At 71.5% G+C, this 25,706-nt stretch carries 19 protein-coding genes and 1 pseudogene; 14 read left to right on the forward strand and 6 right to left on the reverse strand.

Annotated elements, in window-relative coordinates; all coding sequences use genetic code 11:
- The first annotated feature begins 80 nt into the window (after nt 1-80).
- From ABZY12_RS17985 to glgB, 5 genes are all read left to right on the forward strand, one after another.
- The gene (locus tag ABZY12_RS17985) at nt 81-1,022 is read left to right on the forward strand and encodes an NmrA family NAD(P)-binding protein (RefSeq protein WP_356891294.1); all 942 of its coding nucleotides are present in this window, start codon (nt 81-83) and stop codon (nt 1,020-1,022) included.
- Between the two features lie 313 nt (nt 1,023-1,335).
- On the forward strand, nt 1,336-3,321 hold the full coding sequence (locus ABZY12_RS17990; RefSeq protein ID WP_356891296.1) for an alpha-1,4-glucan--maltose-1-phosphate maltosyltransferase: 1,986 nt from the start codon (nt 1,336-1,338) through the stop codon (nt 3,319-3,321).
- The gene (treS, locus tag ABZY12_RS17995) at nt 3,318-5,027 is read left to right on the forward strand and encodes a maltose alpha-D-glucosyltransferase (protein WP_356891298.1); all 1,710 of its coding nucleotides are present in this window, start codon (nt 3,318-3,320) and stop codon (nt 5,025-5,027) included. Before ABZY12_RS17990 ends, treS begins: the two co-directional genes overlap by 4 nt.
- Before the next feature lie 240 nt (nt 5,028-5,267).
- Nucleotides 5,268-6,617, forward strand: a complete 1,350-nt coding sequence (locus ABZY12_RS18000; protein WP_356891300.1) for a maltokinase — start codon at nt 5,268-5,270, stop codon at nt 6,615-6,617.
- Nucleotides 6,618-6,795: 178 nt separating this feature from the next.
- A complete protein-coding gene (gene glgB, locus ABZY12_RS18005) occupies nt 6,796-9,135 on the forward strand; it encodes a 1,4-alpha-glucan branching enzyme (RefSeq protein ID WP_356891302.1) in 2,340 nt (779 codons plus the stop codon).
- Here the strand turns inward: glgB and ABZY12_RS18010 are convergent.
- Entirely contained in the window at nt 9,121-11,358 is a 2,238-nt protein-coding gene (locus tag ABZY12_RS18010) for a UvrD-helicase domain-containing protein (protein ID WP_356891304.1), read from the reverse strand. The two genes, glgB and ABZY12_RS18010, sit on opposite strands and share 15 nt — an antisense overlap.
- Nucleotides 11,359-11,499: 141 nt before the next feature.
- On the opposite strand from ABZY12_RS18010, the gene ABZY12_RS18015 reads away from it, so the two are divergent.
- Nucleotides 11,500-12,525 (forward strand): DUF6817 domain-containing protein, encoded by a 1,026-nt coding sequence (locus tag ABZY12_RS18015; RefSeq protein ID WP_356891306.1) that lies wholly within the window; start codon nt 11,500-11,502, stop codon nt 12,523-12,525.
- 174 nt (nt 12,526-12,699) lie between these two features.
- Nucleotides 12,700-13,929 (forward strand): annotated as a pseudogene (gene thrS, locus ABZY12_RS18020) (threonine--tRNA ligase); the annotation flags it as partial.
- Between the two features lie 50 nt (nt 13,930-13,979).
- Here the strand turns inward: thrS and ABZY12_RS18025 are convergent.
- From ABZY12_RS18025 to ABZY12_RS18040, 4 genes are all read right to left on the reverse strand, one after another.
- Complete coding sequence (locus tag ABZY12_RS18025; RefSeq protein ID WP_356891308.1) at nt 13,980-14,315, reverse strand: thioredoxin domain-containing protein; 336 nt, start codon at nt 14,313-14,315, stop codon at nt 13,980-13,982.
- A gap of 5 nt (nt 14,316-14,320) precedes the next feature.
- A complete protein-coding gene (locus tag ABZY12_RS18030; protein WP_356891310.1) occupies nt 14,321-14,713 on the reverse strand; it encodes a MerR family transcriptional regulator in 393 nt (130 codons plus the stop codon).
- A gap of 50 nt (nt 14,714-14,763) precedes the next feature.
- Nucleotides 14,764-15,618 (reverse strand): nitroreductase/quinone reductase family protein, encoded by an 855-nt coding sequence (locus tag ABZY12_RS18035; RefSeq protein ID WP_356891312.1) that lies wholly within the window; start codon nt 15,616-15,618, stop codon nt 14,764-14,766.
- Nucleotides 15,619-15,712: 94 nt separating this feature from the next.
- On the reverse strand, nt 15,713-16,243 hold the full coding sequence (locus tag ABZY12_RS18040) for an Lrp/AsnC family transcriptional regulator (protein ID WP_356891314.1): 531 nt from the start codon (nt 16,241-16,243) through the stop codon (nt 15,713-15,715).
- A gap of 44 nt (nt 16,244-16,287) precedes the next feature.
- Between ABZY12_RS18040 and ABZY12_RS18045 the strand changes: the two genes are divergently transcribed.
- The 3 genes from ABZY12_RS18045 to ABZY12_RS18055 are packed head-to-tail and all read left to right on the forward strand — an operon-like array spanning nt 16,288 to nt 19,626.
- Nucleotides 16,288-17,181, forward strand: a complete 894-nt coding sequence (locus ABZY12_RS18045) for an NAD-dependent epimerase/dehydratase family protein (protein ID WP_356891316.1) — start codon at nt 16,288-16,290, stop codon at nt 17,179-17,181.
- Nucleotides 17,181-18,119 (forward strand): aldo/keto reductase, encoded by a 939-nt coding sequence (locus ABZY12_RS18050; protein ID WP_356891318.1) that lies wholly within the window; start codon nt 17,181-17,183, stop codon nt 18,117-18,119. Before ABZY12_RS18045 ends, ABZY12_RS18050 begins: the two co-directional genes overlap by 1 nt.
- A gap of 55 nt (nt 18,120-18,174) precedes the next feature.
- Entirely contained in the window at nt 18,175-19,626 is a 1,452-nt protein-coding gene (locus ABZY12_RS18055; protein WP_356891320.1) for a glycoside hydrolase family 16 protein, read from the forward strand.
- 270 nt (nt 19,627-19,896) lie between these two features.
- On the opposite strand, the gene ABZY12_RS18060 is transcribed toward ABZY12_RS18055, so the two are convergent.
- Nucleotides 19,897-21,255: a cation:dicarboxylase symporter family transporter gene (locus ABZY12_RS18060; RefSeq protein WP_356891322.1), complete on the reverse strand. Its 1,359-nt coding sequence runs from the start codon at nt 21,253-21,255 to the stop codon at nt 19,897-19,899.
- Nucleotides 21,256-21,453: 198 nt separating this feature from the next.
- On the opposite strand from ABZY12_RS18060, the gene ABZY12_RS18065 reads away from it, so the two are divergent.
- The 4 genes from ABZY12_RS18065 to ABZY12_RS18080 all read left to right on the forward strand — a co-directional run bounded on the left by ABZY12_RS18065 (nt 21,454) and on the right by ABZY12_RS18080 (nt 25,702).
- A complete protein-coding gene (locus ABZY12_RS18065) occupies nt 21,454-23,307 on the forward strand; it encodes an ATP-binding protein (protein ID WP_356891324.1) in 1,854 nt (617 codons plus the stop codon).
- Nucleotides 23,304-24,017: a response regulator gene (locus tag ABZY12_RS18070; protein ID WP_356891326.1), complete on the forward strand. Its 714-nt coding sequence runs from the start codon at nt 23,304-23,306 to the stop codon at nt 24,015-24,017. The genes ABZY12_RS18065 and ABZY12_RS18070 overlap by 4 nt, the downstream gene beginning before the upstream one ends.
- 186 nt (nt 24,018-24,203) lie before the next feature.
- A complete protein-coding gene (locus ABZY12_RS18075) occupies nt 24,204-24,911 on the forward strand; it encodes a helix-turn-helix transcriptional regulator (RefSeq protein ID WP_356891328.1) in 708 nt (235 codons plus the stop codon).
- Between the two features lie 50 nt (nt 24,912-24,961).
- Complete coding sequence (locus ABZY12_RS18080) at nt 24,962-25,702, forward strand: tyrosine-protein phosphatase (protein WP_356891330.1); 741 nt, start codon at nt 24,962-24,964, stop codon at nt 25,700-25,702.
- Nucleotides 25,703-25,706: the final 4 nt, after the last annotated feature.

The raw sequence follows: 25,706 nt of genomic DNA on the forward strand, positions 1-25,706 counted from the left end.
GATCGGCCGAAGCCGCCGCCGCCAGCCTGAGGAAGCCGTCACGGCAGCAGTCACAGCCTATCGAAGGGCCTCTACGACACATGTCCAGACAGATTCCGATGAGGGTGGCGGTCGTGGGCGCGACCGGTTTCCAGGGTGGCGCGGTGGCCCGCCTGCTGACCGAGCGGCACCAGCGGGTCCGTACGCTCACCCGCCGCCCGGAGGGTGACCGCCCGCCCCTGCCGGGGGCCTGCTTCGTCGCGGGCGACCTGGGGAACGCCGCGGACGTGCGGCGGCTGTTCGAGGGCGCGACCCACGCCTCGGTGGTGATGCCGCTGGTGTACGAGGCGGAGCGGGTGGCCCTGTACGCGCGGAACATCGCGCGGGCGGCTCTGGAGACCGGGATCGTACGTCTGGTCTACAACGCCAACACCCGCATCCCTCAGGGGTCGACCGCGGTGGCCGCCTTCGAGACGCGGCGGATCGCCGAGGACGTCCTCCGGGACAGCGGCGTTCCGCTGGTGGTGGTGCGGCCGCCGGTGTACCTGGACAACCTCTTCTCGCCCTGGAACGGCCCGGCGTTGGTGAACGACGGGGTGCTGGCCTATCCGCTGCCGGCGTCCACGCCGACGGCCTGGATCTCGCACCGGGATCTGGCGGAGGCGGTGTACGCGGCGCTGACCACGGACGGTCTGGAGGGCCGCACGTTCGACATCGGCGGGTCGCACTCGCTGACCGGCGAGGACCTGGCGGAGGCGTTCGGCCGGGGGCTGGGCCGAACGGTGCGTTATCTGCCGCTGTCGCCGGACGTGTTCGAGCGCGGGCTCGCCCAGCTGCTCGGTCCGCAGGCGGCGGCCGGGGTGGCGGGGATCTACCACTACATGGCGACCGGCACCGATCCGCTGCTGATGGCGGCGGACGACGGGGTCTCCGCGGAGGTGCTCGGGGTGACCCCGGCGCCGGTGGAGGAGTGGGTGACGCGCCAGCCGTGGCAGGTATGGTCCGCCGACACGGAGGAACAACCGGCCTCCCCCCAGGGCTGACCGGCCCCCACAGGCGCCCTGCTCCCGGTCCGGAGCCCCAAAAAACCGGCCCCGTCCCGCAAGGACGGGGCCGGTTTCTTGTGGCTGCCGGGCGCTTGTCCTCGTGGCTACGTCCGAGTAGTTAACAAAGCGCCGGATTGCCCACCCGAAAAGGGGGGGAAGGCTCCTCCGGTACACCCTCGTAGACCCGCCATCCGAGTGAACGCGGACAGGAGCGGCCATGCCCGCAACCCGCCAGCCGTCGACGGAGCTACAAAGAGCGCACCACCACCCGCACCCCCGTAAACCCTCAGGTGATGCTGTGAATCCGCTCATGGGACGTATTCCCGTTCTCGACGTCCGCCCGCTGGTCGACTGTGGCCGCCGGCCCGCGAAGGCGGTGGCCGGAGAGACGTTCGAGGTGACGGCCACCGTTTTCCGCGAAGGCCACGACGCGGTCGCCGCCAATGTCGTGCTGCGCGGCCCGTCCGGGCGCCCCGGGCCCTGGACCCCGATGCGCGAACTGGCGCCCGGCACCGACCGATGGGGTGCCGAGGTCACCCCTGACGCCGAGGGCCTGTGGACCTACACGGTCGAGGCCTGGAGCGATCCCGTGGCCACGTGGCGCCACCATGCCAAGATCAAGATTCCGGCCGGGATCGATTCGGAGCTCGTGCTCGCCGAGGGCGCCGAGCTGCACGAGCGCGCCGCGAAGGGGGTTCCGAAGAAGGGCGGGGGCCGGGAGGCGGTCCTCGCGGCCGTGGACGCGCTGCGCGACGAGTCCCGCCCCGCGGCGGCCCGGCTCGCGGCGGCGCTCGCCCCCCGGGTGACCGAGACCCTTGACCGCCACCCGCTGCGCGAACTGGTCAGCGCCTCACCGCCGTTGCCGCTCCAGGTGGAGCGCGAGCGGGCGCTGTTCGGTTCCTGGTACGAGTTCTTCCCCCGCTCGGAGGGGGTGAGGAAGGTCCGGGGCAGGACCGTTTCCGGGACGTTCCGCACCGCGGCCGAGCGGCTGCCGGCCATCGCGGCGATGGGCTTCGACGTCGTCTATCTCCCGCCCATCCACCCCATCGGCTCCACGCATCGCAAGGGCCCCAACAACGCGTTGGCCGCGAGTCCGGAGGACGTCGGGGTGCCGTGGGCGATCGGCTCGCACGAGGGCGGGCACGACGCCGTCCACCCGGACCTGGGCACGATCGAGGACTTCGACGCCTTCGTGGCCCGCGCCCGTGAGCTGCGGCTGGAGATCGCGCTGGACTTCGCCCTGCAGTGCTCTCCGGACCACCCCTGGGTGGAGAAGCACCCGGAGTGGTTCCACCACCGGCCCGACGGCTCGATCGCCTATGCCGAGAACCCGCCGAAGAAGTACCAGGACATCTATCCGATCGCGTTCGACAAGGACATGAACGGGATCGTCGCCGAGACCGTGCGGATCCTGCGCCACTGGATGGACCACGGCGTACGGATCTTCCGCGTCGACAACCCGCACACCAAGCCGGTGGTGTTCTGGGAGCGGGTGATCGGCGAGATCAACCGGACCGACCCGGACGTGGTCTTCCTGGCGGAGGCGTTCACCCGGCCCGCGATGATGCACACCCTCGGGGCGATCGGCTTCCAGCAGTCGTACACCTACTTCACCTGGCGGAACACCAAGCAGGAGCTGACCGAGTACCTCACCGAGCTGTCCGGCGACGCGGCCGCCTACATGCGGCCGAACTTCTTCGTGAACACGCCCGACATCCTGCACGCCTACCTCCAGACCGGGGGCCGGCCGGCCTTCGAGGTGCGGGCCGTGCTCGCGGCGACCCTGGCTCCGTCCTGGGGGATGTACGCCGGTTACGAGCTGTGCGAGGGCACCCCGGTGCGGAACGGCAGCGAGGAGTACCTCGATTCCGAGAAGTACCAACTGCGGCCCCGGGACTGGGAGTCGGCGGAGCGTTCGGGGGCCACGATCGCCCCGCTCATCACCACGCTGAACCGGCTCAGGCGCCGGCACCCGGCCCTGCGCCGGCTGCGCAACCTGCGGTTCCACTCCACCGACAACGACGCGGTGATCGCGTACAGCAAGCGGTCGGGTTCGAACACGGTTCTGGTGGTCGCCAACCTCGACCCGCACCACACCCAGGAGGCCACGGTCTCGTTGAACATGCCGGAGCTCGGCCTCGACTGGCACGAGACCGTACCGGTGCGCGACGAGCTCACCGGCGAGACCTATCACTGGGGCAGAGCCAACTATGTGCGCCTCGAGCCGGGCGTCAGGCCCGCGCACGTCCTCGCTCTGCGACCGTCCCCGTCGATCGGAGGGTCACCCACCTCATGACTGTCAACGAACCCGTCCCCGACACCTTCGAGGACACGCCCGCCAAGGACCGTGACCCGGACTGGTTCAAGAGGGCCGTCTTCTACGAAGTGCTCGTCAGGTCCTTCCAGGACAGCAACGGCGACGGCGTAGGCGACCTCAAGGGCATCACCGCCAGGCTGGACTATCTGCAGTGGCTCGGCGTCGACTGCCTGTGGCTGCCCCCGTTCTTCAAGTCGCCGCTGCGGGACGGCGGGTACGACGTCGCCGACTACACCTCCGTGCTGCCGGAGTTCGGTGACCTCGCCGACTTCGTGGAGTTCGTCGACGCGGCGCATCAGCGCGGCATGCGCGTGATCATCGACTTCGTCATGAACCACACGAGCGACCAGCATCCGTGGTTCCAGGAGTCGCGCACCGATCCGGACGGACCGTACGGCGACTACTACGTCTGGGCCGACGACGACAAGCAGTTCCAGGACGCCCGGATCATCTTCGTCGACACGGAGACGTCCAACTGGACCTTCGACCCGATCCGCAAGCAGTACTACTGGCACCGCTTCTTCTCGCACCAGCCGGATCTCAACTACGAGAACCCCGCGGTGCAGGAGGAGATCCTGTCCGCGCTGAAGTTCTGGCTGGACCTGGGCATCGACGGCTTCCGCCTCGACGCGGTGCCGTACCTGTACCAGCAGGAGGGCACCAACTGCGAGAACCTTCCGGCGACCCACGCCTTCCTCAAGCGGGTCCGCAAGGAGATCGACGACCACTACCCGGACACGGTGCTGCTCGCCGAGGCGAACCAGTGGCCGGAGGACGTCGTGGACTACTTCGGCGACTTCCCCTCCGGCGGCGACGAGTGCCACATGGCGTTCCACTTCCCGGTGATGCCGCGGATCTTCATGGCGGTACGGCGGGAGTCGCGCACCCCCGTCTCGGAGATCCTCGCCAAGACGCCGGCGATCCCGTCCCGCTGTCAGTGGGGCATCTTCCTGCGCAACCACGACGAGCTGACGCTCGAGATGGTGACGGACGAGGAACGCGACTACATGTACGCGGAGTACGCCAAGGATCCGCGGATGCGGGCCAACATCGGCATTCGCAGGCGGCTCGCCCCGCTGCTCGACAACGACCGCAACCAGATGGAGCTGTTCACGGCTCTGCTGTTCTCGCTGCCGGGCTCGCCGGTGCTGTACTACGGCGACGAGATCGGGATGGGCGACAACATCTGGCTGGGTGACCGGGACGGGGTGCGCACCCCGATGCAGTGGACGCCCGACCGGAACGCGGGGTTCTCCTCCTGCGATCCGGGCCGGCTGAGCCTGCCGGCCATCATGGACCCGGTCTACGGCTACCAGGTCACCAACGTCGAGGCGGGGATGGCCTCGCCCTCCTCGCTGCTCCACTGGACGAAACGGATGATCGAGATCCGTAAGCAGAACCGAGCCTTCGGTCTGGGCTCGTACACGGAGTTGCCCTCGTCCAATCCGGCCGTGCTCGCCTTCCTCCGGGAGGATGGGGACGATCTCGTGCTCTGCGTGAACAACTTCTCGCGGTTCGCGCAACCCACGGAGCTGGATCTGCGCCAATTCGCCGGAATGAGCCCGGTGGAGCTGATCGGTCAGGTGCGGTTCCCGGCGATCGGCCAGTGGCCGTACCTGCTGACGCTGGCCGGTCACGGCTTCTACTGGTTCCGGTTGAAGAAGGCGCTTGCCAACCGCGACTGACGGGGCGCCGGACAAGTGCCCCGGGTGGGGCGGGTTTCTCCCGCGCCACCCTGGGCACTGTGACCCACACACCCTTCAGCCCCTCATGGGGGGAATCAGGTCCATACGGGCCTCTTGTCGGGCCCATACGGATCTTCCCTCCCGACACGTCCCGCACATCCGGACAGCCGAAGCCGCCATCCGGGACACTCTGCGCATTTGTACTCGATTCTGCGCCCCCCGGGGAAAGGACGCGATGCCATGCCGGAGACCGCATCCACCACCCGGGCCCCGGCCGCCCTCCTCCCGTCACTCGCTCCCCTGCTCCATGAATGGCTGCCCCGGCAGCGCTGGTTCGCGGGCAAGGGGAGGCGGGTCACCGGATTCACGCTGGAAGCGGCCACCGAGCTGCTGCCGCTGGACGGCACGGGACCCGGGCTGCTGCATCTGCTGGTACGGGTCGAACAGCCGGCACGCCCGGCCGGAACGCCCGCGGACTGTTATCAACTGCTGCTCGGCGTCAGATCACAGCTGCCGCCGCGCCTCGCTCCCGCCCTGATCGGGCGGATCCGGCAGGGACCGCTGGCCGGACGGGCGGTCTACGAAGGGCTGCGCGACCCGCGGCTCGCCGGACTGCTCTACGAACGCCTGCGCTCACCAGGCCGGATCGGACCGCTCCGGTTCCATCGGACCGCCGAGCTGCCCGCCTCGCTCGCGCCCAGAGTGCTGGACGCCGAGCAGTCCAACTCCTCGCTCGTGTACGGCGAAACGTACATTCTGAAGATCTTCCGCCGGGTCAGCCCCGGCGCCAATCCGGACCTGGAGCTGCCGCTGGCCCTGGCCCGGGCAGGGTGCGCGCGGGTGCCCGCGCCGGTCGCCTGGTTCGAGTCGGGCGCCAGCACCCTCGGCGTGCTCCAGCCGTTCCTGCGGGACTCCCGGGACGGCTGGCGGCTCGCGCTCGACGCGCTCGCCGAGGGCCGGGAGTTCACCACCGAGGCCCACGCGCTCGGCCGGGCCACGGCGGAGGTACATCTCGCACTGGCGAACGCGTTGCCCACCGAGCGACTGCACCGGACCCGGGCCGCGCATCTGGCCGAGGCGATGGAGCAGCGACTGCACGCGGCGGCGCAGGCGGTGCCGGCACTGCTGCCGTACGTCCCGGGGCTGCGGGCCGTCTTCGCGGCGGCGAGCGAGACGGTCGGCGCCGGACGGCTCCAGCGGGTCCACGGCGATCTGCACCTGGGGCAGACGCTGCGAGCGACGGACGGCGGCTGGGCGGTGATCGACTTCGAGGGCGAGCCCGCGAAGCCGCTCGCCGAGCGGTGCCGGCCGCAGCCGGCGGTCCGCGACGTCGCGGGCATGCTCCGCTCGTTCGACTACGCGGCCCGCACGCACCGCCCCTGGAACGCCGAGTGGGCGGCCCGCTGCCGCGCGGCCTACTGCGCGGGCTACGCCGACGCCTCCGGCGCCGACCCCCGCTCGGACCCGGCGCTCCTGCGCGCCTACGAGACGGACAAGGCGGTCTACGAGGTCGTCTACGAGGCCCGTCACCGCCCCGACTGGCTCCCGGTCCCGATGGCGGCGATCCACCGCCTCGCGGGAGTGGAATGACCGCCCGGCCCTCGACGGGGAGGCGGCGCCTCCACCGGGCGCGCCCGCCTGGGCCCCGTTCGGCCGAGTGTCCTGTGCGGCTCGCCGCACGTTGCGGTTGCGTGGGAACCATCGGGTTCGCCTCGCGCCCACCCCTGCTCCCTTCCCTGCCCGCCCCCCTCGTACAGGAGGCCACCCCGTGACCGCCCGATCCGCACGCAAGACGGCCCGCACCACGACCGCCGAAGTGCCCACGGCGCAGACCGTGACGAAGGCGACGACGACGGCCGCGGCCAAGACGCCGGCGCCCCGCGCGGAGGCCGGAGGGGGCCGCGCGGGAGGCGTGCGCAAGGCGCCGCCGCTCGGCGCGGACGACCGGGCGCGGCTGCTCGCCGGGGAGCACCACGATCCGCACGGGCTGCTCGGCGCCCACCCCGTGCGCGGCGGCGTCGCGATCCGGGTCCTGCGTCCGTACGCCCGTGAGGTCACCGTCATCGCCAAGGGGAAGCGGACCCCGCTGCACGACGACGGCGACGGCCTCTTCTCCGGACTGCTGCCGCTGCTGCGCAAGGTGCCCGAGTACGAGCTGCGGGTGCGCTACGACGGCGACGAGCTCGCCGTGCAGGATCCGTACCGCTTCCTGCCCTCCCTCGGTGAGCTCGATCTGCATCTGATCGGCGAGGGCCGGCACGAGGAGCTGTGGAAGGCGCTCGGCGCCCGGCCGATGACCCACCAGGGTGTGACCGGCACCCGCTTCACGGTCTGGGCCCCGAACGCCCGCGGTGTGCGCGTCACCGGCGACTTCACCTACTGGGACGGCACCGGGCTGCCCATGCGCTCGCTCGGCGCGACCGGTGTCTGGGAGCTGTTCGTGCCCGGCATCGGGGAGGGCGCGGTCTACAAGTTCGACATCACCCGCCCCGACGGCTCCCACACCCTGCGCGCCGACCCGATGGCGCGCCGTACGGAGTGCCCGCCGAACACCGCCTCGATCGTCACGGACTCGCATCACACCTGGGGCGACGCGGAGTGGATGGCGGGGCGCGGCGCCCGGCCGCACCACGAGTCGCCGTTCTCGGTCTACGAGGTCCACCTGGGCTCGTGGCGCCCGGGGCTGACCTACCGGCAGCTGGCCGAGCAGCTCCCCGCGTACGTCCGCGACCTCGGCTTCACCCACGTCGAGCTGATGCCCGTCACCGAGCACCCCTTCGGCGGCTCGTGGGGCTATCAGGTCACCGGCTTCTACGCCCCCACGTCCCGGATGGGCACCCCCGACGACTTCAAGTACCTGGTCGACGCGCTGCACCGGGCCGGGATCGGCGTCCTCATGGACTGGGTCCCGGCGCACTTCCCCCGGGACGACTGGGCGCTCGCGGAGTTCGACGGACGCCCGCTCTACGAGCACGAGGACCCGCGCAAGTCGGCGCACCCGGACTGGGGGACGCTCGAGTTCGACTACGGCCGCAAGGAGGTGCGGAACTTCCTGGTCGCCAACGCGGTGTACTGGTGCGAGGAGTTCCACATCGACGGCCTGCGGGTGGACGCGGTCGCCTCGATGCTCTACCTCGACTACTCCCGTGAGAACGGCGATTGGGTCCCGAACGAGTTCGGCGGCCGGGAGAACCTGGACGCCGTCGCCTTCCTCCAGGAGATGAACGCGACGGTGTACCGGCGCTGCCCGGGTGTCATCACCTTCGCCGAGGAGTCGACGGCCTGGGACGGCGTCACCCGGGCCACGGACCAGGTCGGTCCGGGCGGCTTCGGCGGTCTGGGCTTCGGCATGAAGTGGAACATGGGCTGGATGCACGACTCACTGGGCTATGTGTCCAAGGAGCCGGTGCACCGCAAGTACCACCACAACGAGATGACCTTCTCGATGGTGTACGCGTACAGCGAGAACTACATCCTGCCGATCTCGCACGACGAGGTCGTGCACGGCAAGCAGGCGCTGGTCTCCAAGATGCCGGGCGACTGGTGGCAGCGGCGCGCCAACCACCGCGCGTACCTGGGCTTCATGTGGGCTCACCCGGGCAAGCAACTCCTGTTCATGGGGCAGGAGTTCGCGCAGGGCGCGGAGTGGTCGGCGGACCACGGCCCGGACTGGTGGCTGCTCGACCCGGCGTACGACGCGGAGCCGGACCACCGGGGTGTGCGGGACCTCGTGCGCGACCTGAACACGGTGTACGGGCGGACTCCGGCGCTCTGGGAGCGGGACACCGTCCCGGAGGGCTTCCAGTGGGTGGTCGGGGACGCCGCCGAGGACAACGTCTTCGCCTTCCTCCGCTACGACAAGGACGGCTCGCCGCTGCTCGCGGTCTGCAACTTCTCCCCGGTCGTACGGCACGACTACCGGCTCGGGGTGCCGGAGACGGTGGCGGCCTGGACGGAGGTCCTCAACACGGACGCGGCGCGGTACGGCGGCAGCGACGTGGTGGGCACCGACCCGGTGAAGACCGAGACGGTGCCGTCCCACGGCCGTCCGGCGAGCGTACGGATGACGCTGCCGCCGCTGGCGACGGTCTGGCTACGCCCGGCGTGAGATGACGCCGAGCCGCTGAGTGGCCCGGGTCAGCGCCACGTACAGGTCGTTGACGCCGTGCGGGGCGCCGGTGCGGATGGCGTCCGGGTCGACGACGAGGACCGTGTCGAACTCCAGGCCCTTGGCCTGCCGGGGGTCGAGCAGCACCACCGGCCGGGTCAGGTCGGGCGCCGGGCCGAAGGAGGCGTCGGGCAGCGCGGCCGTGAGCGCCGGGTGCAGGGCCGACGGTGCGATCACCGCGAGGCGTCCCTCGGCCCGGAGCTCGGCGGCCACGGCGTCGGCGGCCTCCTTCACGGGGTCCTCGGCGGTCCGCTCCCAGGGTTCGACGCCCGTGGAGCGGACCGAGCGCGGCGGTTCGAAGCCGGGGTCGGCCGCGCGCCGGACCTCGGCGGCGACCGCCATGATCTCGGCGGGTGTGCGGTAGTTGACGCCGAGGCGTACGAGCTCCCAGCGGTCCTCCACGTACGGCGCGAGGATCTTCTCCCACGAGCCGACGCCGGCCGCATCTCCGGTCTGGGCCGGGTCGCCGACCAGGGTCATGGAGCGGGTCGGGCTGCGCCGCATCAGCAGCCGCCAGGCCATCGCGGACAGCTCCTGCGCCTCGTCGACGATGATGTGGCCGAAGGCCCAGGTGCGGTCGGCGGCGGCGCGCTCGGCGGCGCTGCGGTGGTCGGCCTCCTCGTGGCGCTCGGCGAACCGCTCGGCGTCGATGATGTCGTGCGCGGACAGGACCTCGGAGGCGTCCTTGTCCTGCTCCTCCTTGTCCTCGAACTCGTAGGTCCGGGAGGCGTAGGAGACGTCGAGGACGCCCTGGGCGTACTGGATCTGCTTCTGGCGTTCGGCCTCCTCGGCCGCGCGGGCGGCCGAGTCGTCCTCGCCGAGGAGCTCGGCGGCCTCGTCGAGCAGCGGCACATCGGCCGGGGTCCACTCCCCTCCGTCGCGCCGGATGGCGTCGGCGTCCGCGTCGGGGAGGTGGGTGGGCTCGGCGAGGTAGTCGGCGAGGAACTCCTGGGGGGTGAGCGGCGGCCAGAGGGTGTCGATGGCGGCGTGCACGTCGGGGTTGGCGGCGACGCCCTTGGCGAGGAGGGCGAGGTCGTCGGGGCCGAGGAAGTTGGGGCCGCCGTAGGGGTCGGCGCCGATGCGGTCGGCCAGCTGTTCGGCCAGCGCGTCGAGGAGGTGGAAGACGAAGTAGGGCCGGGCGAGGTTGTGCGGCAGGTAGGTCTCGCGGGCCTTGTGGCGGGCTTCGAGGGCCATGTCCCAGTCGATGATCAGGTCGCCGTCGTCGTGCGGCACGACGAGGGGCTCCCCGCGTTCGGGGACCTGCTGGCGGTCCCGTACCGCCCGGGCGAGCGCGTCGGCCATGGCGGCGGCGCCCTTGACCGCGGCGGCGCGCGGGGTGTCGGTGCCGGTGGCGCGGACGCCGGGGTACAGCTCGCCGGGGGTGGCGAGGAGGACGCCGGTCTCGCCGAGGGAGGGCAGGACGTTGCCGATGTAGCCGAGGAAGGCCGGGTTGGGCCCGACGATGAGGACGGCACGCTTGGCGAGCTGCTCGCGGTGTGCGTAGAGGAGGTAAGCGGCGCGGTGCAGGGCCACGGCGGTCTTGCCGGTGCCGGGGCCGCCCTCGACGACGAGGACGCCGCGGTGCGGGGAGCGGATGATGCGGTCCTGCTCGGCCTGGATGGTCTGCACGATGTCGTGCATGCGGCCGGTGCGGGCGGCGTCGAGCGCGGCGAGCAGCACCTCGTCGGCGTCCCGGTTCTCGTGCCCGGTACGGGTGGTGTCGGCGAGGTCGAGCACCTCGTCGTGGAGGGCGGTCACCTCGCGGCCGCGGGTGGTGATGTGCCGGCGGCGGCTGAGCCCCATGGGTTCGTAACCGGTGGCGAGATAGAAGGGGCGGGCGACTTCGGCGCGCCAGTCGACGACGAGCGGGGTGCGGTTCGGATCGTTCTTGCGAATTCCGATCCGGCCGATGTGGTGGTCGCGCCCGTCCCGGAAGACGAGCCGCCCGAAACAGAGCCCGGCCTCTCCCGCGTTGAAGGCGGCGAGCAGCCCGGACTGCTCGGCCACCAGCACGTCCCGTTCGAGACGGCCCTGGCTGCTGCCCACGCCGGGGGTGCGCAGTGCCTGGTCGACGGCGGCCTCGGCCTGGTCCCGCAGGTCGTCGAGTCGTGCGTAGAGCTCTGTGATGAATTGCTGCTCTTTCCGAAATTGCTCGGTTGACAATTCGACTCCTGGCGCGATACAGTGCGTTTACTGAACTACTCCGCGTCTTTGTTGTGCGCAGACGCGGAACCCATGAATATACGCGACGCATTACCCCGACTACCAATTCTAGTCGGGGTATTTTTGTCTGCCATGGGGACCATGGGGAGAGACACGGCGGCGCGGAACCTGCTCATCGCTCGGGGGGCGGACCGGCTGGAACACCCGGGCGGCACCCTGCTCACCCACCTGGAACGGGTGGAGGCCCGGCTGGCCGGCTGGGGCGCGCGGGACGAGCTCCGGCTCGCCGGCCTGTGCCACGCCTTCTACGGCACGGACGGTTTCCCGGAGGGCCTTCTGCCGCTCGACCGGCGCGACGTTCTCGCGGAGGCGATCGGGGCGGAGGCGGAGGAGCTGGTCCATTTCTATGCGAGCTGCGACCGGAAGGTCTCGTACGCGGGGATGGCGGAGGAGGGCGGGGCCTTCCGGGACCGGTTCACCGAGGAGACGCACACGCCCGGGTGGGGGCGGCGGGCGGACTTCGCGGAGCTGACGGCCGCGAACGAGCTGGATCTGGCCGTGGAGAACCCGGAGTTCCGGGCGGAATGGGGCGGTCCCCTTCTGCGGCTCTTCACCCGGTGGCGCTCTCTGCTGAGCGAGGCGGCGTTCACGGACGCGCGCGAGACGCTGACGCTGAAGGGCGAGGAGCGCGAGGCGTTCCTGAACGGCCTGGAGCGGGGCGACGTCCTCACCGGGGTCGTCTCGCACATCGCGAGCTTCCATGTCACCTTCGTCGAACTGGGCGGTATGGAGGGGACGATGAACATCTCGGAGGTGGCCTGGGGCGCGTACGACACACCGGGTGACGTGATCAGCGAGGGGCAGGAGTTTCCCTTCGAGGTCCTGGGCGTCGACATGGGCCGGGAGAAGATCTTCCTCTCCCGCAAGAGCCTGGAGCCCGACCCGCTGCGGGCCTTCGCACGCGGCGGCTTCGGAGGCGTCCGGACGGGTCGGGTGACCAAGCGGCTCCCGTCCGGGGTCTTCGTCCTCGTCGCCGACGGCGTCGAGGCTCTCGTCGACCGCGACGACCTCGACGGCCGTGCGCCACAGCCGGGGGACGAGCTGACCTTCGAGGTCACCGCCGTCAACGTGGCCACCCAGCGCGTCCGGATCGCCTTGCGCGGATAACCCCGTGCACGCCCTCCGGACGGCCTGCTAGCTTCGCGCTCATGAAGCGCGCTGCCATGATCACGACGACGCCGGAGAGTGTCCCGGCGCGCTGACAGCTGTCTTTGTCCGAAGCCCCGGGGCGAGTGCCCCGGGGCTTCGTCCTGTGGTCACTCGCCCGCCGTTCGCGAGGAGACCACCGTGCACGACCACCGCAAGCTCGGCCGCGAGCTGAACCTGTTCGACACCGACCCGCTCATCGGGGCCGGGCTGCCGTACTGGCTGCCCGACGGCGCCGTCGTACGGCACGCCCTGGAGGAGTACGTCCGCGCCGCCGAGCGCCGGGCCGGATACCGCCATGTGTACTCGCCCGTGCTCGGCAAGCGGGAGCTGTACGAGATCTCGGGGCACTGGGCCCACTACAGCGACGACATGTTCCCGCCGATGGAGCTCGGCGGTGAACAGGTCGTCCTGCGGCCGAGCCTCTGCCCCCATCACGCGGTGATCTACCGCTCCCGCGCGCACAGCTACCGCGAGCTGCCGCTGCGCATGGCCGAGCTCGGCGGGATGTACCGCTCCGAACTCTCCGGCGTCCTCGGCGGGTTGACCCGGGTCCGGGCCATCCAGCTGAACGACGCGCACATCTTCTGCACCCTGGACCAGGTCGCCGAGGAGGCCTCGGCCGCCCTCGGTCTGATCCGGCGGGCGTACGAGGCGATGGACATCGTTCCCGTGCGCCACCGGCTCTCGCTGCCCGGGCCGGGCGGGAAGTACGTCGCCGCGCACGAGATGTGGGAGCGGTCCACCGCGCTGCTCCGCGAGGTGCTCGACGCCTCCGGGCTGCCCTACGAGGCCGCCGAGGGTGAGGCCGCCTTCTACGGACCGAAGATCGACGTGCAGGTCGCCGACGGAGCGGGGCGCGAGTCCACCCTCTCCACCGTGCAGATCGACTTCCACCAGCCCGAGCGGTTCGACCTGCGCTACATCGGCCCGGACGGCGCCAGGCATCGGCCGGTGATGATTCACCGCAGCGTCGTCGGAAGCGTGGAACGGGCCGTCGCCCATCTCGTCGAGCGGCACGGCGGCGCCTTCCCCGCCTGGCTCGCCCCCGTCCAGCTGGTGATCCTCCCGGTCTCCGAGGCCGAGCTGCCGAACGCCGACGCGTTGGCCGCGCGGTGCGCGGAGCTCGGGCTGCGGGCGGAGGTCGCCGGACCGGAGCGGGGCAGCCTCGGGGCCCGCGTCCGGGAGGCCCGGCTCGTCCCGTACCAGGCGGTCGTCGGTGCCGAGGAGGCCGCCGACGACCGGGTGGCCCTGCGTCTGCGGGACGGCCGACGGCTCGGGCCGGAGCCGGCAGCGGAGATCCTCGCCCGGATCGAGTCCCTGGTCGCCGCCCACAGCACCGCGCTGTGGCCGAACACCCCCTAGGGGGTGGGTGCTCGCCGCTCACTGATCCGGCCTGATCGACGAGACACCCCCTAGCCGAGCACGTCCTCCAGTTCCTGGAGGAGCCGGCGCTTCGGGCGGGCGCCCACCAGGGACTTCACGGGTTCGCCCGCCCGGAACACCATCAGCGTCGGCGTCGACAGAACGCCGTACCGCAGTGCCGTCCCCGGATTCCTGTCCACGTCCAGCGTGACGATCTTGAGCCGGTCCGTCTCCTCGGCGGCGACCGCGCCGAGGACCGGCGCCAGCTGGCGGCACGGGCCGCACCAGTCCGCCGTGAACTTCACCAGGACGGGCAGTCCGGCGCCCAGTACCTCCGTGTCGAAGTCCGCGTCCGTCACCGCGGCGACACCCTCCACCTGAACCATGTTCGTCATCCTCCGAGTTCGCATGTGGGTTCCGGGCCGCCGGGCAGCTCCGCCTCGGCCCGCAGCAACTGCGCGGCGACCTGCGCCCGCACCGCCCGCAGCTGGTCGACGAGACCGTCCAGCTCGGCGAGCTTCCTGCGGTACACGTCGAGAGAGGCGGGACACGCGTCCCCCGCGGGGTGCCCCGCCCGCAGACATTCCACGAACGGCCGCGTCTCCTCCAGCTCGAACCCGAAGTCCTGCAGGGTCCGGATCTGCTGGAGGAGGCGCAGGTCGTCCTCGTCGTACGTGCGGTAGCCGTTCTCCGTGCGCCGGGCGGCCAGAAGGCCACGGGACTCGTAGTACCGCAGAGTCCGCGTGGTCGTTCCGGCGCGCTCGGCCAGCTCCCCGATTCGCATGTCCCCGAACGTAAGCCTTGACGCCGACGTCAAGGCAAGCAGCGAGGTGATCAGCTACCTGCCCTGAGGAGCGGAATGACCTGCTCCTCCTCGTACGCGAAGTGGTTCTCCAGCTCCACGCGAAGCCGGTCGAACTCGGCGCGCAACGCCCCGGGTTCGGCCTCGTCGAGCCGGGCGAGCAGGGCCTGGAGCTCGTCCAGGACGCGGGCGACCGTCGCGTGCTCGGCCCGCAGCCGGTCGAAGGCCCCGGCCTTCTCCGGGAAGGTGCGGGCCAGGTACGGGAAGAGGCCCGCGTCCTCCCCGCCGTGGTGGACGGCCATCGCCGAGCAGAAGGTCAGGCAGTGGCGGCGCAGCTCGACGGTGAGTCCCGGTGCCGTACGCGAGCGGAGGCCCTCGGAGAGGGCGGCCAGTTCGGTACGCAGCCAGTCGTGGATCCTGATCAGCTCGTCGGCGAGGGCGTCGAGCCGGTTCGGCGGGGTGTAGGTGTCCTCGGGGATCCGGTAGAGGGCGACGACGGGGATGATCCGGTCCGTCGCCTTCTGGTAGTCGGCGTAGCCGGGGGCCGCGGCGACCACCTTGGCGAAGAGCTCGTCGCGCTCGGCGCCGGTCGCCGCGACGGCGGTGGCCCGCCAGGTGTCGGTGCCCAGCTCCACGGTGACGGTGGGGTTCACCAGGAGGTTGCGGTACCAGTCGGGGTGCCGGTCGGAGCCGCCGGCCGAGCCGGTGACCAGGAGCCGGTCACCGTCCTCGACGAAGCCGAGCGGCGTGGTGTGTTCTTTTCCGGACCGGGCGCCGGTGGTGGTGAGAAGGAGAAGCACCCATCCCTCGAAGGGGCCGCCGAGCTTGCCGGCGTTGGTGCGGAATTCTTCGATGATCGCGGAGTTGAAGTGGAGAGGCAAAGCCATCCCTACGGTCCTCTTGCCTCCATGCCTCCGCTTTCCAGCGCGGACCGGCACGCGACGCGAGTTCCTTCATCTCAGCGGCAGGTGCGACGAGTTGTCAAGAGCCGTTCTCGGCGGGAGGCAGCAGCGGTTTGCGCTCCACCGGGGACGACAGGACGATCGACGTGGTGGTCCGGCCGAGCGCCGAGGTCTGCTCCAGGACGTCTTCGAGATGGATGGTGTCGGTGACGGCGACCTTGAGGATCCAGCAGTCCTCGCCCACCACGTGGTGGACCTCCAGGACCTCGGGCCGGGCGGTCAGCTCCAGGGTCCGCGGGTGCTTCAGGGTGTAACCGCCGTGCGGGTCGACCCGGATGAAGGCCTGGATGCCGTACCCGAGCCGGGACGGGGAGACATGAGCGCCGTAACCGGTGATCGCCCCGCACGCCTCCAGGCGGCGCACCCGCTCGGTGACGGCCGCGGGGCTGAGCCGCACCCGGCGGCCGAGCTCGCTGAGCTTGATGCGTCCGTCGCTCTGGACCAGCTCCAGGATCTGCCGGTCGACGGCGTCGAAGGCGGCCGCCGAGGTTTCGTTGGTGGCGGGGCGCAGATGCCGTGGTTCTTTCGGTGCGGTGGCCTGGACTCCCATGGTTCCCCCTTCAGATGGCGACGGCACAACGTAACACTTGTCGTATGGACATTCTGATCATCGGTGGAAGTCGCTATTTCGGAAAGCGGCTGATGGCCCGTCTGCTGGAATCCGGTCACGCGGTGTCGGTTCTCAACCGGGGTTCCTCCGCACCTCCGGAGGGGGCGACTCATCTGGTCGCCGACCGTAACGACGAGGCGGCCCTGGAAAGAGCCCTTGGCGATCGTACTTTCGACGCCGTCGTGGACCAGGTCTGCTATACGCCGCGCCAGGCGGAGATCGCCCGTCGGGTGTTCGGAGCGCGCACCCGGCGGTATGTGATGACGTCGACGGTGGAGGTGTACGAGTACGAGGACTCGGCCGTCCCCGTACGGGAGGAAGCCGTCGATCCCCGTGCGGTCGCCGTCGACACGGGTCTTCCGTGGGACGACCCGGAGTTCCTCGACGGGCATTATGGCGAGGGGAAGCGGCAGGCCGAGGCGGTGTTCGCGGTCGATCCCCCGTTTCCGTACGTGACCGTGCGGGTGGCCCATGTGCTGGGCGGGAACGACGACTTCACCGGGCGGGTCGACCACTACGCGCGCCGCATCCGGGCCGGTGAGCCGATCGCCGTACCGATGGTGAACCATCCGGCCACCTATGTATATGTCGAGGAGATCGCGGAATTCCTCGCCTGGGCGGTGGAAGCGGAATTCACCGGGCCGGTGAACGCGCATTCCCACGGGCTTCTCACGACGGCCGAGATATGTGCGGAGATCGAGAGCCGGGTGGGCGGACGGACGGTTTTCCAGGAGGTGGAGGTCGGCGAGGTCTCGCCGTTCTCCTTCACCCGCTCGTACGGAATGGACAACTCGCGGGCGACGGCGCTCGGTTTCGAGTTCAGCCGCTCCGCGGACTGGCTCGCGCGGGCCGTCTCCGAGACGGTGGGGGCGCGCTGATGCGGTACCGCATGCTCGGTGACGTACGGGTCGGCGCGATCGGGCTCGGTGCGATGCCGCTCTCCATCGAGGGCCGCCCCGACGAGGCGCGCGCCCTGGCGACCGTCCACGCGGCGCTGGACGCGGGCGTGACGCTGCTCGACACGGCCGACTCCTACCACCCGCCGGGTGGTGCGCCGGGAGAGGGCGAGCTGCTCGTGGCACGGGCCCTGCGGGCGTACGGAGGCCGTACCGACGACGTCCTGGTGGCGACGAAGGGCGGCCGGGGGCGGACGCACGACGGCGGCTGGACGGTGGACGGCCGCCCGCGGCATCTGCGGCGGGCCGCCGAGGCCTCGCGCCGCCGGCCCGGCGTCGAGGCGATCGGCCTGTACCAGCTGCACAAGCCCGACCCGGCCGTTCCGTACGCCGAATCCCTCGGAGCCGTACGGGAGTTGCTCGACGCGGGCACGGTCCGGCTGGCCGGGGTCTCCAATGTGGACCGGAAGGGGATCCGGCTCGCCCGGGAGATCCTGGGCGACCGGCTCGTCTCCGTCCAGAACCGGTACTCCCCCGCCGTCCGCACGAGCGAGGCGGAGCTGCGGCTCTGCGCGGAGCTGGGTCTCGCCTTTCTGCCGTGGAGTCCGCTGGGCGGGATCTCGCGCAGCTCGCTCGACGGGGCGTCGGCCCATGCGGAGGACCCGCAGTTCGGGGCGTTCCACCGGGTGGCGCGGGCGCGCGGGGTGAGCCCCCAGCGGGTGGCGCTCGCCTGGCTGCTCGCGCGGTCGGAGACGGTGCTCCCGATCCCCGGGGCGAGCCGGCCGGAGACGGTACGGGACTCGGCGGCGGCCGCGGAACTCGTCCTCGACGAGGAAGAGTTGGCGGCGCTGAGCGTTCAGCGACCGAAGACACCGGACCCATTGACGGGGCCGGTGTCTCCAACTACAAAAGCTTTCTGAGAGCGCTCTCAACCCCCCGCACACCCCGCGCACCATCGCCCCGGAGGTGTTCTTCTTGAGCCGCGTCAGACGTACCCCCCTGCTCGCCTCGCTCCTCGCCGCCACGCTCGCCGCGGGCGCCCTGCTGGGTCTCGGCGGCGCCGGCGCCGCCAGTGGCGCCGTCCCGCCGGCCCCGGGCTGGTCGCTCCAGTGGAGCGACGACTTCAACGGCCCGGACCGCTCCCTCCCGAACGCGGCCGAGTGGCAGATCGACACCGGTCACGGCTACCCCGGCGGCCCCGCCAACTGGGGAACGGGAGAGATCCAGAACTACACGTCGAGCCCCGACAACCTCCGTCTGGACGGGACCGGCAACCTCCGGATCACCCCGCTCAAGGACGGTGCGGGGAACTGGACGTCGGCCCGGATCGAGACCAAACGGGCCGACTTCAAGGCTCCCGCGGGCGGGACCCTGCGCATCGAGGGCCGGATCCAGATGCCGAACGTGACCGGGGACGCGGCGCTCGGCTACTGGCCGGCGTTCTGGGCGCTCGGCGCGCCCTACCGGGGCAACTACTGGAACTGGCCCGCCATCGGCGAGTTCGACATCATGGAGAACGTCAACGGAGTCAACTCCGTCTGGGGCGTGCTGCACTGCGGGGTGAACCCGGGCGGGCCGTGCGGCGAGACGACCGGCATCGGTGCGAGCCGCACCTGCCCCGGGGCGAGCTGCCAGTCGGCCTTCCACACCTACCGCTTCGAGTGGGACCGCTCGGTCTCCCCCAACGAGCTGCGCTGGTACGTCGACGACCAGCTCTTCCACAGCGTGAACGAGACCCGGGTGGGCGCCCAGGCGTGGGCCGACATGACCAGCCACGCCGGCTACTTCATCCTGCTGAACGTGGCGATGGGCGGGGCCTTCCCGGACGCGCTGGCGGGGAAGACGCCGACGGCCGCGACCGTTCCGGGGCGGCCCATGCTGGTCGACTACGTGGCGGTGTGGACCCGGGGCGGCGGCTCGACCACCACCCCGCCGCCGACGACCCCGCCGCCGTCGGGCTCCTCTCAGCTCCACCTGCGGACGGGCGGGGGCGCCGGGGACGCCCAGGCGACCGGTTCGGCCGTCACCCTGGCCTCGGCCGGAGGCGTCAACCACGACGGGTCCCCCGCCAACCCGCAGGTCTTCACCTCGGGCCCGATCACACGGACGTACAACGGCGGCTCGACGCAGTTCGACCTGTTCGTGGACGCGGGGTCGGTGGTCGCCAACGGGCAGCAGATGCGGGTGAGTTACGACCGCACCGGCGACGGGAGCTGGGAGCGTACGGAGACGTACCAGTACTTCGCGACCGATCCGGTGCCCGGCTACGAGCACTACACCCAGGCGAAGGGCCTCAAGTCGGCGACCGGTAGCCACGGGAACCTGGTGAACGGCCGGGTCCGGATCGAGGTGTGGAACGCGATCGGGAACGGGCCGAGCACCCTCGGCGTCGGCAACCAGTCGGTGGTCCGCATCCCCTTCGGCTGAGGGACCGGCGCGCACGGCGGTCCTGGAACAGACGAGTGACGACCCCGGCCCGAAGGCCGGGGTCGTCTCCGTCCCCCCGGGGCCCGGATCCGGCTCAAGGCCCGGGAACCGGGGTGGTCTGGGGCGGGCAGCTGCTCGGACGCCCGCTCGGGGCTGGAACGCGCGCCCGCGCGGGCGGGGCCGGACGCCCGCGCGGGGCCGGGGGCGGGCCCCTCTCGGGCCCGGTTCAGACGCCCGCGCGGGCTGAGGACGGCCCCCTCCCGGCCCGGGTCAGACGCCCGCTCGGGCCTTCTCCTCGTTCTCCTCGGCGCGCTGGTCCGGCACGTCGGTCGGCGCGGGGGCGTGGTCGTCGACCAGGGTCTTCTCGTCGAAGGGGACCCGTCCGGCCAGGACCTCGGAGACCCGCGCCTTGTCGATCTCCTTGGTCCAGGTGCCGACCAGGACGGTCGCGACGGCGTTGCCCGCGAAGTTGGTCAGCGCGCGGGCCTCGCTCATGAAGCGGTCGATGCCGACGATCAGACCGACGCCGTCCACCAGCTCGGGGCGGTGCGACTGCAGTCCGCCCGCGAGGGTCGCGAGGCCGGCGCCCGTCACGCCCGCCGCGCCCTTCGAGGCGATGATCATGAAGACGAGGAGCGAGATCTGCTCGGCGACCGACAGCGGGTTGCCCATGGCCTCGGCGACGAAGAGCGAGGCCATCGTCAGATAGATCGCGGTGCCGTCGAGGTTGAAGGAGTAGCCGGTCGGCACGGTGATGCCGACGACCGGCTTGCTCACACCGAGGTGCTCCATCTTCGCGATCAGCCGGGGCAGCGCCGACTCGGACGAGGACGTGGAGAGGATCAGCAGGAACTCGCGGCCCAGGTACTTCAGGAGCGCCAGGATGTTCACCCCGGCGACCAGCCGCAGGAGCGCGCCGAGCACCACGAAGACGAACAGCGCGCACGTGACGTAGAAGCCGATCATGATGACGGCGAGCGACTTGAGGGCGTCGACGCCGGTGGCGCCGACGACGGCGGCGATGGCGCCGAACGCGCCGACCGGGGCCACCCACATGATCATGGCGAGGATGCGGAAGACCAGCCGCTGGATGTGCCCGATCCCACGCAGCACCGGCTCCCCGGTCTTGCCCATGGCCTGGAGCGCGAAGCCGGCGAGAAGGGCGACCACCAGGGTCTGGAGGACCTCGCCCTCGGTGAAGGCGGAGACCAGCGTCTTGGGAATGATGCCGAGCAGGAAGTCCACCGTGGACTCGCTCGCCCCTTCCGCCTGCTTCGAGCCGGCCTCGGCCACCTCCTTGGTCAGGTGGAGGCTGGACCCCGGCTCCAGGATGTTGCCGACGACCAGGCCGATCGCGAGGGCGACGGTCGACATCACGAGGAAGTACCCGAGCGCGAGGCCGCCGACGGCCCCGACCTTCGCCGCCTTCCTGACCGATCCGACACCGAGCACGATCGTGCAGAAGATGATCGGCGAGATCATCATCTTGATCAGGTTCACGAAGCCGGTTCCCAGCGGCTTCAGCTCGACGGCGACGCCGGGCGCCAGAAAGCCGACCGCGATGCCGAGAACCACGGCTGCGATGACTGCGATGTACAGGTAATGGGTACGGTCCCGTCGTGCGGCCACGGGGTCCTCCTCGTGCTGATGGGTAATCCACGTCCCGGTGGATCCCCGCGACTATCCATCAGCCTGTGACCGGGGTCACCCTTACGTTCCTTTCGTTCACGCGATTCCTCGCGGACACGGAAAACGAAGGGGGAAATCGGAGAACGATTCGGGAACGGGATTCCGGGCTCGCACATCGGGCCAGGCACACTTACGGACATGCGCGTTTCCCTCCCCCGGCCCCGCAGCCTCGCCGGCCAGCTCTTCGCGATGCAGGTCGTGCTGGTGGCGGCGATCGTGGTGGGATGCGCCGTGTTCGCGTACGTCAGCGACCGCGCCCAGGCCGAGGAGACCGCGCGCCGGCAGGCCACGGCCACCGCCGTGGCCGTCGCCGAGTCCCCCGCGGTGGTCGCGGCGCTGCGCTCGGCGGATCCTACGGCGCTGCTCCAGCCGTACGCGGAGTCGGTGCGGCACCGCACGGGGGTCGCCTTCGTGGTGATCATGGACCCGGACGGGAAGCGGTGGACGCACCCGGAACCGGACGAGATCGGACGCACGTACCTCGGCCACATCGAGGAGGCCGTCCAGGGACGCACCTTCTCCGAGACCCACATGGGCGTGCTCGGGCCCTCCGTCCGCACGATCGCCCCGGTGCGCGACCACGGCCGGGTCGTCGCGCTGGTCAGCGCGGGCATCACCATCGAGAAGATCAGCGAGCAGGTACGGGAGCAGGTCACCGCCCTGCTGGGGATGGCGGGCGCGGCCCTGGCGCTCGGCGGCGCGGGTACGTACGTCATCAACGCCCGGCTGCGGCGGCACACGCACGGGATGAACGCCGCCGAGCTGAGCCGGATGCACGACTACCACGAGGCCGCGCTGCACGCGGTGAGCGAGGGGCTCGTGATGCTGGACGGGCAGCGGAGGATCGCTCTCATCAACGACGGGGCGCGCGAGCTTCTCGGCCTCGACGCGGACGTGGTGGGCGCCTCGGCGGCGGATCTCGGGCTGCCGCTCTCGCTGACGAGCGCGCTGCTCGCCTCGGAGCCGCGGGTGGACGAGCTGCACCTGACGGCCGAGCGCGTGCTCGTTATCAACACCCGGCCGGTGGTGGGCGGCGAGCGGCGGGGCACGGTCGTCACGCTCCGGGACCGTACGGAACTCCAGGCGCTGTCCGGCGAGTTGACGTCGGAACGGGGCTTCACCCAGGCTCTGCGCTCGCAGGCGCACGAGGCCGCGAACCGGCTCCATACGGTGGTCTCGCTGATCGAGCTCGGCCGCGTGGAGGAGGCGGTGGACTTCGCGACCGCCGAACTGGAGCTGGCCCAGGCGCTCACCGACCGGGTCGTCGACGCGGTCGGCGAACCGGTCCTCGCGGCGCTGCTCCTCGGCAAGGCGGCGCAGGCCAACGAGCGGGGCGTGGAGCTGGTGCTGACCGACGACAGCCGCATCGACGACGGACTGCTGCCGCCGGGGATTCCGTCCCGGGACCTGGTGACCATCCTCGGCAACCTGATCGACAACGCGGTCGAGGCGGCGAGCGCGGCCCCGGGCGCGGCGCCCGAGGAAGCGGCGACGGGCCCGTGGACCGGGGGCGCGCTGCCCGAGAACGCGTCGGCGGGCGCGGCGACGGCCCGCGGCGCGGTGCCCGAGGAAGCGGCGACGGGCCCGTGGACCGGGGGCGCGCTGCCCGAGAACGCATCGGCGGGCACTCCGACGGCCCCGGGCACGGTGCCCGACGAAGCCGCGACGGGCACGGCGGCCGGGCCGGCCGGGTTCCGGCCCCATGTGACGGTGACCGCTCTGGCGCGGGACGGCGAGTTGCTGATCCGGGTCGGGGACACCGGACCGGGGATCGCCGAGGAGGACCGGGACGCGGTCTTCGAACGCGGCTGGTCCACCAACGGCGCCGGCCGGGGCCTCGGCCTCGCCCTGGTCCGCCAGGCGGCCGCCCGCGCGTCCGGCACGGTGACCCTGGGCCGCTCCCCGGAGGGCGGTGCCGAGTTCACCGTACGGCTGCCGCTGACCCCTCGGCCGGCCCGCGTGGCCGCCGCGGCCGCGGCGGTGACGGCGTGAACCGGCCCGGCCCGCCCATCCGGGTGCTGGTCGTCGAGGACGACCCGGTCGCCGCCGACGCGCACGCCCTGTACGCCGGTCGGGTGCCGGGCTTCGTCGTCACCGGGGTCGCGCACTCGCGGGCCGCCGCCGTGCGGGCCCTGGACCGGACCCCCGTCGATCTCATCCTGCTTGATCTCTACCTCCCCGACGGCCACGGCCTGCAGCTCCTCCGTTCGCTGCGCGCCGCGGGGCACTCCGCCGACGTCATCGCCGTGACCTCCGCCCGCGATCTCGCGATCGTCCGCGAAGGGGTGTCGCTCGGAGTCGTCCAGTACGTGCTGAAACCATTCACCTTCGCGACTTTGAGAGACCGGCTCACCCGCTACGCCGAGTTCCGCGCCACCGCCGGGGAGGCCTCCGGTCAGGACGAGGTGGACCGGGCGCTGGCCACGCTCCGTACCCCGCAGCCCGCCGCGCTGCCCAAGGGCCTGAGCGCGCCGACGCTGGAGGCCGTCACCCGTACCCTCCGCGAGGCCCCCGACGGGCTGACCGCGGCGGAGGCGGCGACCGCCGTCGGGATCTCCCGGATCACCGCGCGCCGCTACCTCGAGCATCTGGTCACGGACGGGCGGGCCGCACGGGCCCCGCAGTACGGTCAGATCGGCCGGCCCGAGCTCCAGTACCGCTGGATCACGGCCACGCGCCACGGCCACGGCCACGGCCACTGAGCGGTCTCCGGGCACCGGCACGCGTACGCACGCGGTCTTGACGCCGGTCGCCCACCCGTCCAAGATCCGGTTGTGGACGCGTCACACCCCCGCGCGCCCGGTGCCCGATCTGTCGGGATCCGCGACATTACCCTTCGGTTCGCACGTTTCTACGACATCCGGCGTTGGGGGAACGCACCGTAGCCAATGGTCACGGTCCGCTTCTACGGTGGCGACGTGCAGCCCTCTCCTCCCTCTCCTCCTTTCAACGCTCCCGCCGCCCGACGGCTCCGCGAGGGCCTCGGCATGGCCCCGGGTCATGTCGCCTACGGCCTGCGCGCGCAGTACGGACTCGCCATCACCCCCGACACCGTCGTCGCCTGGGAGCGCGGCCGGCTCGCCCCGACCTCGAACGAGCTCACCGCCCTGGCCGGCGTCCTGTGGTGTGCCCCCGGCGAGCTCCTCGCCGCCGCCACCACGCTGCGCGAGCACCGGATGGCCCGCGGGCTCGCGCCCGACGACCTGGCGCGGCGGATCGGCCTGGACACCCAGTCGTATCTCCGGATGGAGGAGTCCGGCCGCTGGCGGGGCAACGAACGGCAGACCGCGGCCCTCGCCGAGGTTCTCGCGCTCGGGCCCCGCGCGCTGCTGACGGCGACCGGCCGGGACGACGACCTCGCGGCGCTGCTGCGGGACGCGGCGACGACCCGCTGGCAGGCGTACGTCCGGCCGGCGGTGAAGATGCTGCCGCTGCCCAAGCGGGTCCTGGAGTCCGCGTTGCAGCGGCTGCACACCGACTACCACGCCAAGATGGCGGCGACGAGCAGCTGGGGCGCCTCGGGCGACAGCGGCGCGGCCGGGCGGGAGTACCTGGAGGACATCGTGGAGCATTTCTGGGCCGCGACGGGCGAGTAGCGGCGTCGCGTTCGACGTCGCCGGTGCGCGAAGCTTCGTAAGGTGTCGCCGTGAGACGACACATAACCTTCGACCGCCTGCACAACTTCCGTGACCTGGGCGGCTATCGGACCACCGACGGAGCGATCCTGCGGTGGAACACCCTCTACCGCTCCGACTCCCTCGCCAAACTCGACGGCGAGGATCTGAAGCGCTTCCACGAGCTGGGCGTGGCGACGGTGATCGACCTGCGCTACCCGTGGGAGATCGCCGCGAAGGGCCGTCTGCCGGAGACCCCGGAGACCAGCGGCATCGCCTGGCACAACCTGAGCATCGAGCACCGGCCGTACGACCAGGCGGAGATCGATCCGGACGTCGACCCGTGGCGCTATCTCGCCGACCGGTTCGCCGAGGTCGCGGAGGACGGGGCGGTCGAGCTGCGTACGGCCCTGGAGGTCGTCGCGGCCGCCGAAGGCCCGCTCGTCTTCCACTGCGCCTCGGGCAAGGACCGTACGGGGCTGCTCGCGGGCGTGCTCCTCGGCCTCCTCGACGTGTCCGACGAGCAGATCCTCGACGACTTCGCCCTGACCGAGCTGGCCACGGAGCGCCTGATCGCCGACTGGCGGGCCGCCCACCCGGGCCGCACCCTGCGCTGGCCGGGCTACGGCCGGGCCCCGGCGGAGATCATGCGCCTCTTCCTCGCCGACCTGCGCGAGAGGTACGGCTCGGTGTACGGCTACGCCACCGGCCACGTCGGCGTGGACCCGTCCGTGATCGGCGCGCTGCGGGCCCGGTTGGTCGAGGTGCCCTAGGAGG

The sequence above is a fragment of the Streptomyces sp. NPDC006551 genome (assembly GCF_040611675.1).
Lineage (GTDB): Bacteria > Actinomycetota > Actinomycetes > Streptomycetales > Streptomycetaceae > Streptomyces.

Excerpts from the sequence above, each read along its gene's own strand:
- ABZY12_RS17985 (WP_356891294.1), top strand. The coding sequence starts at position 81 with ATGTCCAGACAGATTCCGATGAGGGTGGCGGTCGTGGGCGCGACCGGT.
- ABZY12_RS17990 (WP_356891296.1), top strand. The coding sequence starts at position 1,336 with ATGGGACGTATTCCCGTTCTCGACGTCCGCCCGCTGGTCGACTGTGGC.
- treS (WP_356891298.1), top strand. The coding sequence starts at position 3,318 with ATGACTGTCAACGAACCCGTCCCCGACACCTTCGAGGACACGCCCGCC.
- ABZY12_RS18000 (WP_356891300.1), top strand. The coding sequence starts at position 5,268 with ATGCCGGAGACCGCATCCACCACCCGGGCCCCGGCCGCCCTCCTCCCG.
- ABZY12_RS18015 (WP_356891306.1), top strand. The coding sequence starts at position 11,500 with ATGGGGAGAGACACGGCGGCGCGGAACCTGCTCATCGCTCGGGGGGCG.
- ABZY12_RS18025 (WP_356891308.1), bottom strand. The coding sequence starts at position 14,315 with ATGGTTCAGGTGGAGGGTGTCGCCGCGGTGACGGACGCGGACTTCGAC.
- ABZY12_RS18030 (WP_356891310.1), bottom strand. The coding sequence starts at position 14,713 with ATGCGAATCGGGGAGCTGGCCGAGCGCGCCGGAACGACCACGCGGACT.
- ABZY12_RS18035 (WP_356891312.1), bottom strand. The coding sequence starts at position 15,618 with ATGGCTTTGCCTCTCCACTTCAACTCCGCGATCATCGAAGAATTCCGC.
- ABZY12_RS18040 (WP_356891314.1), bottom strand. The coding sequence starts at position 16,243 with ATGGGAGTCCAGGCCACCGCACCGAAAGAACCACGGCATCTGCGCCCC.
- ABZY12_RS18045 (WP_356891316.1), top strand. The coding sequence starts at position 16,288 with ATGGACATTCTGATCATCGGTGGAAGTCGCTATTTCGGAAAGCGGCTG.
- ABZY12_RS18050 (WP_356891318.1), top strand. The coding sequence starts at position 17,181 with ATGCGGTACCGCATGCTCGGTGACGTACGGGTCGGCGCGATCGGGCTC.
- ABZY12_RS18065 (WP_356891324.1), top strand. The coding sequence starts at position 21,454 with ATGCGCGTTTCCCTCCCCCGGCCCCGCAGCCTCGCCGGCCAGCTCTTC.
- ABZY12_RS18075 (WP_356891328.1), top strand. The coding sequence starts at position 24,204 with ATGGTCACGGTCCGCTTCTACGGTGGCGACGTGCAGCCCTCTCCTCCC.